This window comes from Sphingomonas sp. PSPC2-2, assembly GCF_049897725.1.
In the GTDB taxonomy this organism is placed as follows: Bacteria; Pseudomonadota; Alphaproteobacteria; order Sphingomonadales; family Sphingomonadaceae; genus Sphingomonas.
The window spans coordinates 1-7,097 of sequence record NZ_JAFCWU010000027.1 but is presented as its reverse complement, the minus strand read 5'-3'; the positions used below and the strand labels follow the sequence as shown (position 1 = coordinate 7,097).

The 7,097-nt window shown below is 63.9% G+C and carries 5 protein-coding genes, 1 tRNA gene and 1 rRNA gene; 2 read left to right on the top strand and 5 right to left on the bottom strand.

Annotated features, from left to right (window positions below; genetic code table 11):
- The first annotated feature begins 240 nt into the window (after positions 1-240).
- Together rrf and ACP7BY_RS20905 are read left to right on the top strand one after the other, a co-directional pair.
- Positions 241-355 (top strand): 5S ribosomal RNA (gene rrf / locus ACP7BY_RS20910).
- 92 nt (positions 356-447) lie between these two features.
- Positions 448-524 (top strand) — tRNA-Met (locus ACP7BY_RS20905).
- A 476-nt stretch (positions 525-1,000) separates the two neighbouring features.
- Here the strand turns inward: ACP7BY_RS20905 and ACP7BY_RS20900 are convergent.
- The 5 genes from ACP7BY_RS20900 to ACP7BY_RS20880 all read right to left on the bottom strand — a co-directional run bounded on the left by ACP7BY_RS20900 (position 1,001) and on the right by ACP7BY_RS20880 (position 7,004).
- On the bottom strand, positions 1,001-2,596 hold the full coding sequence (locus ACP7BY_RS20900) for an ArnT family glycosyltransferase (RefSeq protein WP_052192350.1): 1,596 nt from the start codon (positions 2,594-2,596) through the stop codon (positions 1,001-1,003).
- A gap of 124 nt (positions 2,597-2,720) precedes the next feature.
- On the bottom strand, positions 2,721-3,134 hold the full coding sequence (locus tag ACP7BY_RS20895; protein ID WP_249340927.1) for a GtrA family protein: 414 nt from the start codon (positions 3,132-3,134) through the stop codon (positions 2,721-2,723).
- The gene (locus ACP7BY_RS20890; RefSeq protein ID WP_231565110.1) at positions 3,131-4,951 is read right to left on the bottom strand and encodes a thiamine pyrophosphate-binding protein; all 1,821 of its coding nucleotides are present in this window, start codon (positions 4,949-4,951) and stop codon (positions 3,131-3,133) included. The genes ACP7BY_RS20895 and ACP7BY_RS20890 overlap by 4 nt, the downstream gene beginning before the upstream one ends.
- Positions 4,948-5,961, bottom strand: coding sequence for an NAD-dependent epimerase/dehydratase family protein (locus tag ACP7BY_RS20885; RefSeq protein ID WP_137903361.1), 1,014 nt, complete (start codon positions 5,959-5,961; stop codon positions 4,948-4,950). The genes ACP7BY_RS20890 and ACP7BY_RS20885 overlap by 4 nt, the downstream gene beginning before the upstream one ends.
- Positions 5,958-7,004: a hypothetical protein gene (locus tag ACP7BY_RS20880; RefSeq protein WP_249340928.1), complete on the bottom strand. Its 1,047-nt coding sequence runs from the start codon at positions 7,002-7,004 to the stop codon at positions 5,958-5,960. The genes ACP7BY_RS20885 and ACP7BY_RS20880 overlap by 4 nt, the downstream gene beginning before the upstream one ends.
- Positions 7,005-7,097: the final 93 nt, after the last annotated feature.

The following is a 7,097-nucleotide window of genomic DNA, read 5'->3' as shown; positions in this document are numbered from 1 at the left end:
AGACCATGACGTTGATAGATCGGATGTAGAAGCGCGGTAACGCGTGGAGCTAACCGATACTAATTGCTCTATTCGCGCTTGAGAGTCCCACCATCAATGACAATCCTGGGTAAACCAGCGTGTCGCAGATGGCGGATGATCAAATGCAACGCCTGATTAACAACTACCATCTTCAGATTGTCGTAAACGTGCACCGATTTTAAGATCAAAGAACCCCTTTGCTGTTCACCGGCTCCATTGCTTGGTGGCTATAGCGTCAGTGCCCCACCCGATCCCATCCCGAACTCGGCCGTGAAACCTGACTGCGCCGATGGTACTATCACTTAAGTGATGGAAGAGTAGGTCGTCGCCAGGCATTGAAGCCGGTGAGCAGCAAAAGTCCCTTGGATCAAAAGAACCCATTCACATGTCACCTACCCTTTCGTTCCGCGACACAAGCGGAACTGCCGCGGGGTGGAGCAGCCCGGTAGCTCGTCAGGCTCATAACCTGAAGGTCACAGGTTCAAATCCTGTCCCCGCAACCATCTTCGATTGCGATATCCCCGATGCGAAAGCACCGGGGTTTTTTGCGTTCTGGGCTCATCGCCTCGCGATAGTGCCTGAACCACAGGCCGTTCGACCCCGGCGTGGGGCGGCGCTAATGCGAACTCAGTGACGACATGTCCTCTTCATAAACCGCGAAATACCGGCACGAGAGCAACCTGATGCTCGAGGGACAGCCTGACGGTGAATCCCCCCTGCTATCCGGATCGACCAAAAACCAGCCCTCGCGTCCGGCGCGACCTCAGCCGGTCGCGGTGATGATCTCGGTCAGGCCGTTCCCCCCACTGCGCGCCACAGAACTAATTGCTTGGTTCTCTTCGGTCCTTTCAAAGAAGGACTTCAGGATATGTTCCCCGGAAGGCGACACCCACACAATAGAAGCGGGCGGATCCGGCCGCGCAATAGATAATCGGAGCAAGACTAGTTCGCTACCCGGATATCTTCCACCGCGGCTTCGCTATGGACGCGACACGCCCGGGCCGGTTTCGACTATGACGATCTCGGGGCCGCCCGAGTATCCGGGCAGAGGCCGGATGATGGCGCGAATCCACCCGCCCCGCATCAAGCCACGATAGCGCGCCAATTGCGGCGCAAACCTGCGGTCCGTCGCATAGCGGGTATAGTGGCTGAACACCGCAAAATCGGCACGGCAGGTCGTCAGCTTCCGAGCGTCGACATACCCGATGTCGACGACGGGATTGCCGCGACGAAGCCGTTCTACGCGCGAGTAGCGGATGTGGCCGCCAAGCGCTTGACGTGCGTCGATGCAGCCCGCCGCCCCTACGGGGAAGCGGAGCTGCCAGGGCCCTCGAAACAAGTCGAAGGCGGCGTGTTCGACCAGGATGCTGGAACCTGGCGGCACATGGTCACGCACCCAGTGCGCCGCGATCTGGCGCGTGTCGTTGAGCCGTTCGTCCGTGTTGGCGTAGGTCGTCGCCAGCATGGGAAGCGCGACCAAGGCCGCGCCTATCCACGCAAAATGGCGTGCATCGGGCCCAAAGCGACGTTCGCCGAGATCGGCGATTGCGCCGATCGCATAGGCAATGCCAAGCGCCGCAAAGGGTAGCAGTGGCACCACCCAGCGTTCCCACACCAGGGCCTGGGCGCAAATCACCACCAGAAACATGAGGAATCCGGGCAGCGCGGCGGCGCGGACCTGCGCCTGGTCGCGGGCCATGGCGACGAGGCCGACTGCGGCTAGGATTAGCCCGGCACTGCCGAACGATCGCAGTAGCGGATGCGCGGCATACCAGCCGAGATTGGAAAGGAAGCCAGCCCCGGTCGAGCCAGGATGCGCGGATCGTGCTTCACCGCCAAGATCGAACAGCACGGTCGGATAATCGATCAACAAATAGGGCGATACGCAAAAGAGCGTGACGGTCGATACACACCCGAGCAGCGCAAGATGGGCAAGCGCGCGGCGATCAAAGGCGATGCGCGACAGACCGGCGCACGCGGGACTGAACACCACCACTGCCGCGGGCCATTTGGTCGCGCAGGCAAGCCCGACGCACAGTCCCGCAAGGACGTAGTCACGACACCGTCCGTCGCGCGCGATGGCGAGCGCGCGGAGCGTTGCCAACAGCATGAAGACGCTCGCCTCGACATCGGTGCGGATGACCTGGGAATATTGGATGTGCACCGCGTTGATCGCGAGAAAAAAAGCGGCGAGCAGACCGATGCGGCGATCGGCGATGCGTGTGCCGATGCGGTAGGTCAGCCAGACGCAAACCACGCCCGACGCGACGATCAGCAAGCGCCCCGGCAGGAAAATGATGCCGGGATCGGCATAGACCGCGCTGACAAAGGCGTGTGCATCGGCGAAGCGTCCGGCGACGATGCCGGTCGCAGCGGCGAGATAGCTGGTCAGCGCCAGGCCATAGAGCGTCGTCGTGCCCGGATGGCCGAACCAGCCGGGATTGAGAGTGTGATCGCGCAGCATTTCGAGGGCGGTCATCACGAACAGCGGCTCATCGGGATCGTTGAGCGCGGGCAGGCCGAAACCGACGGAAGCGAGGCGCAGGCCTGCGGCCAGCAGTAGCACCGCGGCCACTGCCGCACCCCGGGCGACGCGCAGCGATCGGGCGGTTATGACAGGGCCTCCAACCGCATCGATCGAGGCGCTGGGTTTCGCCAGGAGGGGGCATCGGCCAGCCTGATCACATTGAAGTCGCCGATCATGCCTGCTTGCTCCCGGCGAAGCTTACCCGGCTATGCCAGAAGTAGCTGCCGACGATCAGCACCGCCGTGAAGCCCAACTGGGCGATGACCGGCGGGATCGCGGCAAACTCGACGAGCACCGGCAGCGCCGCCCAATTGGCGGCGTAGTTGAACAGATAGAAGCTTGAAAAAGCGCCGAACTCGCGGGCGATGTTGCCACGGGTGCGGAACACGCCGAGCTTGTAGGTTGCGAAGGCGAAACAGAGGCTGACCGCTTGGGCGATGCCCAATGCGAGGAGATAATGCCGTTGCAGCACGGGGGTGCTCCACAACAGCACAGGGTATAGGGCCAGACCAAAGGCGGTGTTCGCGGCACCGGCGGCGACGAAGCGCAGGGGGCGCTGAGCGTGTTTGGCGCGGGCGCGGATCACAGATCCTCCAGCAGCTCGATCCGCATATTTTCGCGCAGAACGTCGCGCGGCAGGAAGGGCGACAGATCCTCCAATGCGGGCGAGGTGATGCGACCGTCGGCGTGTTGCTTCGCACCAAGCTTGGGGGCGAAGGGAACATGCTCGTCGATCATGATTTCGCACAGTACAGGACCGTCGGTAGCGAGAGCCCCGGTGATCGCCGCGTCCAGATCGGCATGGCCCGTGGCGCGAAAATACGCGAAATCAAAGGCTGCCGCGATCTTGCTGAAATCGGGAAAGGTCACGTTACTCTTGGGTCCGCCGCCGACCTCCTCGCCATTGAAGAAGTTACGCTGCGTCTGAAAAACCGAGACGTAGCCGTTATTGTTGAGCAGGAAGACCTTTACCGGCAGGCGGTTGCCCGCGATCGTCTGCATTTCCTGCAGGTTCATCATGATGCTGCCGTCGCCCGCGATGCAGATGACGCGCTGTTCGCCACCCGTCGCGGTGCACACACCGATCGCGGCGGGGAGATCGTACCCCATCGTCGCGCACCCCGAATTGGTCCAGATGCGCTGGCCACGTTTGATCTCGGCGGCCTGGAAGCTGACCACGCACGCACTGCCGTTACCCGTGACGACGATATCGTCCTGGCCCAGGGCCCCGAACAGCTTTTCCATTGCCACATAGGGGTGGTTGGCGGGGCCGTGCGCGTGATATTCCGGCAGCACCGCCGGGAAGCGGCGCACGCGTTCGCGCGACCAGGCCAGCCACTCGCGCTGCTGTACGCTTGGCCCCTCATAAGGCGCAGCGAGCAGGGCGGGGATGAGGTCGGCCAGATCGGCCACCACCGGCATGTCGGGCACGACGGTCGGCTTGCGCAGTTCGACCGGATCGATGTCGACCCAGATCTTGTACGCCCCCCGCGCGAAGGTTTTCCAATTATAGCTCACCTGACGGATGTTGAGGCGACTGCCCAGCACCAGCAGCAGATCGGCGCTTTGCGTTACCATGTTGCCGCCGCGATCGCCCACGGTGCCGGGCCGCCCGGCATAAAGCGGGTGGGCATTCCACAGCACATCGTGCGCGTTCCAGCCGGTCACGACGGGGACGCCGAGCCTTTCGATCAGCGCGAGGAATGCAGCATAGGCACCGCTCAACCGCACGCCACCGCCCGCGAAGACCACCGGTCGCTCGGCCGCCTGGAGTTTTTCCAGGATCGTAGTGGCGGTGGCGGCGAGATCGGCGTGCTTCCACGGCTCGTCCAGCTCGGCCGGATCGAAGCCCGGCAGCGTGTCCGGGTCGATCGGTGCCGCTTGTACGTCGAGCGGAATGTCGAGCCAGACCGGGCCGGGCCGCCCGCTGGTGGCAAGGTAGAGCGCCTTTTCGAGATGGTAGCGGATCGTGCCCGGATCGGTGACCATCACGGCATATTTGGTGATCGGGCGGACGAGTTCCTCGATATCGAGTTCCTGGTCGCCGAACTGCCGGAGCGGCAGGCCCGTCGAGCGCACGGTCGTCTCGTTCTTCACTTGCCCCGACAGGACGAGCATGCCGATCGAATCGACCCACGCGCCGTAAACGCCGGTGATCGCGTTGGTACCACCCGGGCCCGAGGTGACGTTGACCACGGCCAGCCGGTTGGTGAGGCGGTAATAGGCCTCCGCCGCCATTGCGAGCGCCTGTTCGTGATGGGTGAAGACCGTCTCGAGCGCTGGATGCGTGCCGAGCGCATGGTTGAGGTGCATCGCGCCGCCGCCGGTCAGCATGAAGACGTGGCGCAGGCCCTGCATGGCGAGGCGCTCGGCCACCCAGGTGGAGAGTTTCATCGTAGTCATGGTTTCCATCCGTTCCAAAGCGCGGTGCGCCGGATCGCCTCGTCGAGGCCGATCGTCGCTCTGACGCCGAGTTGTTCGCGTATCCGCTCCGTCGAGGGGACGTAGCGGCCCGGGTTCCAACCGGGGTCCGGGCGGCCGAGGATTTCGACCCCCGGCGAACCGAGGATCGCCGCGGTGCGCTGCGCCAACGCTGCGATCGAGACCGCTTCTTCGGACCCGACATTGCAGACCATGCCGGGCTTGCCCGCCAGCAGCAGTGTCCACAGCCATACCGTCAGGTCCGCGGCATAGAGGTAGGAGCGCACCGCCTCGCCCGAGCCTTCGACGCGGATCGTGCGCCCTGCCATTGCATCGCGGACGAAGTTGCCGGCGGCGAAATGGATGTCGAGCGAGAGGAGCGGGCCCAGCAATGCGAAGATCCGAGCGCCGACCACGTCGAGCCCGAATTGCTTGCCATAGATCGCGCAGAGCATTTCGGCGGCGCGCTTGCCCTCGCCATAGGCCGATCGCGGATCGAGCGGATCGGGCGCGCCATGCCAGGTTTCACTAACATGCGCGATATCCCCAGGCTGGGCACCATAGACCGCCCCCGAACTGAGGAAGAGCACGCGCTGCGCGCCGCAAGCGACCGCAAGATCGAGCGCGTTGCGCGTGCCCTGGACGATCGTGTCGAACATTCGCCTCGGGTCCTGAGCGTTCAGCGCGGCGCTGGCGTCGGTGGCGGCGTGGATGATGTGCGTGAAGGCACCTGTGGGTGGCGCGAAATCGAGCACGTCACCGCTTACGCAGTGGAAGCGCGCGGCGAGGTGCGGCGCGCGCGCGGCAAATTCGGCGGGATTGCGGCTGAGCAAGGTCACCTGCACGTCGACCGGCGCGCGCGCGAGGGCCTTCAGCATCCAGCGGCCGATAAAGCCGGTGCCGCCGGTGATGAACAGATGCGCGCCCTCCAGCCGCGGCCAGAGCGGTGCGAGCGCGGTATCGACCGCAGCGAGATCGGCTTCGAGGATCATGCCGGCTGCAGGCCCAGGCTGGGTCGCTGCGTCAGGTGGGCGCGAACGACCAGCGCGATGCTGTCGATCGCGAGTGCCCAGACGATCAGGATGATCAGTCCGGGCCGGACGAAATGACCGAGCGCAATGCCGAAGCTTGCCGTAACGGATTGTCCGCTCAGCCAGCTTGTCCCCGGCACCTCGAGAATGGTGGTGAGGGTACGGTCGGCAACGATGCACAGCAGATAGGCGCAGATCAGCGCGACGATCGGACCGCCGCGCCGCCAGGGCTCGAGGAAGACGAGGAACAGCAGGAAAGTCTGGGTATAACCGCCCGGAGACTGGGCGATGAGATACGCCCCGAGCAATAGCGTGGCGATGCGGTGTGCGGACACGGCGCGCGGCTGAAGCCATACACCGGCGAGCGCAAGCAGGGCCACCAACTGGCTGGTGCGGATCGCGATCGGCACGATCGTCTCGATCGTCTCGATGGTGCGCGAAGGTATGTACGTGAGGATCGGCATCTGCGACGCGCGGATCAGCAGCAGCGGGGCGTAGCTCGTCGAATAATGGACTTCGTTCCACACTTGCCCGCTCTGGAACACGAGCCAATTCGCGGTGTTGGCGGCCAATTCCCCAGGCGTGCCGCTGCCGACAACGGCAAGCGTGGCAAGATACAGCAGCACCGTGGCGATACCTGCCAGCTCCAGCGCGCGCCATTTGCGCTTTACCGCCAGCGCGGCGACCGGCAGCAGCAGATAGGGTTTGAAGTTGATGGTCGCCGCGGTCGCCGCATAGCGCCAGCGCGCGCCGATCCTGAGTGGGCCATGCGCCAGCATGAAGCAGGCAAAGGCCACCAGGATCAGATTGCCGCGTTCCAGCGTGAACAGCAGCGGTAACCCAAGGCCGATGGCGATGGTCCGCATCGGTGCGGTACGCGGATCGGCGCTGCGGAAGCTGAGCCAGGCAAGCGCCACGTCGAGCAAATAGAAACCGACGATGACCCCGCGCCCCAGCCAATCACAATCGCGCGCGTAGTGAGCTGCTGCCGGTTTCGTGGACACCAAGATAAGGTGTTTTCGGAACCGGAGGGTGTAGATGCAACGACGGAAGTTCAGCCGAGAGTTCAAGCTCGAGGCGGTGAAGTTGGTCCGAGA

What these genes read in the sequence shown, in the direction of transcription:
- ACP7BY_RS20885 (WP_137903361.1), bottom strand. Translation starts at nt 5,961, where the DNA reads ATGATCCTCGAAGCCGATCTCGCTGCGGTCGATACCGCGCTCGCACCG.
- ACP7BY_RS20890 (WP_231565110.1), bottom strand. Translation starts at nt 4,951, where the DNA reads ATGACTACGATGAAACTCTCCACCTGGGTGGCCGAGCGCCTCGCCATG.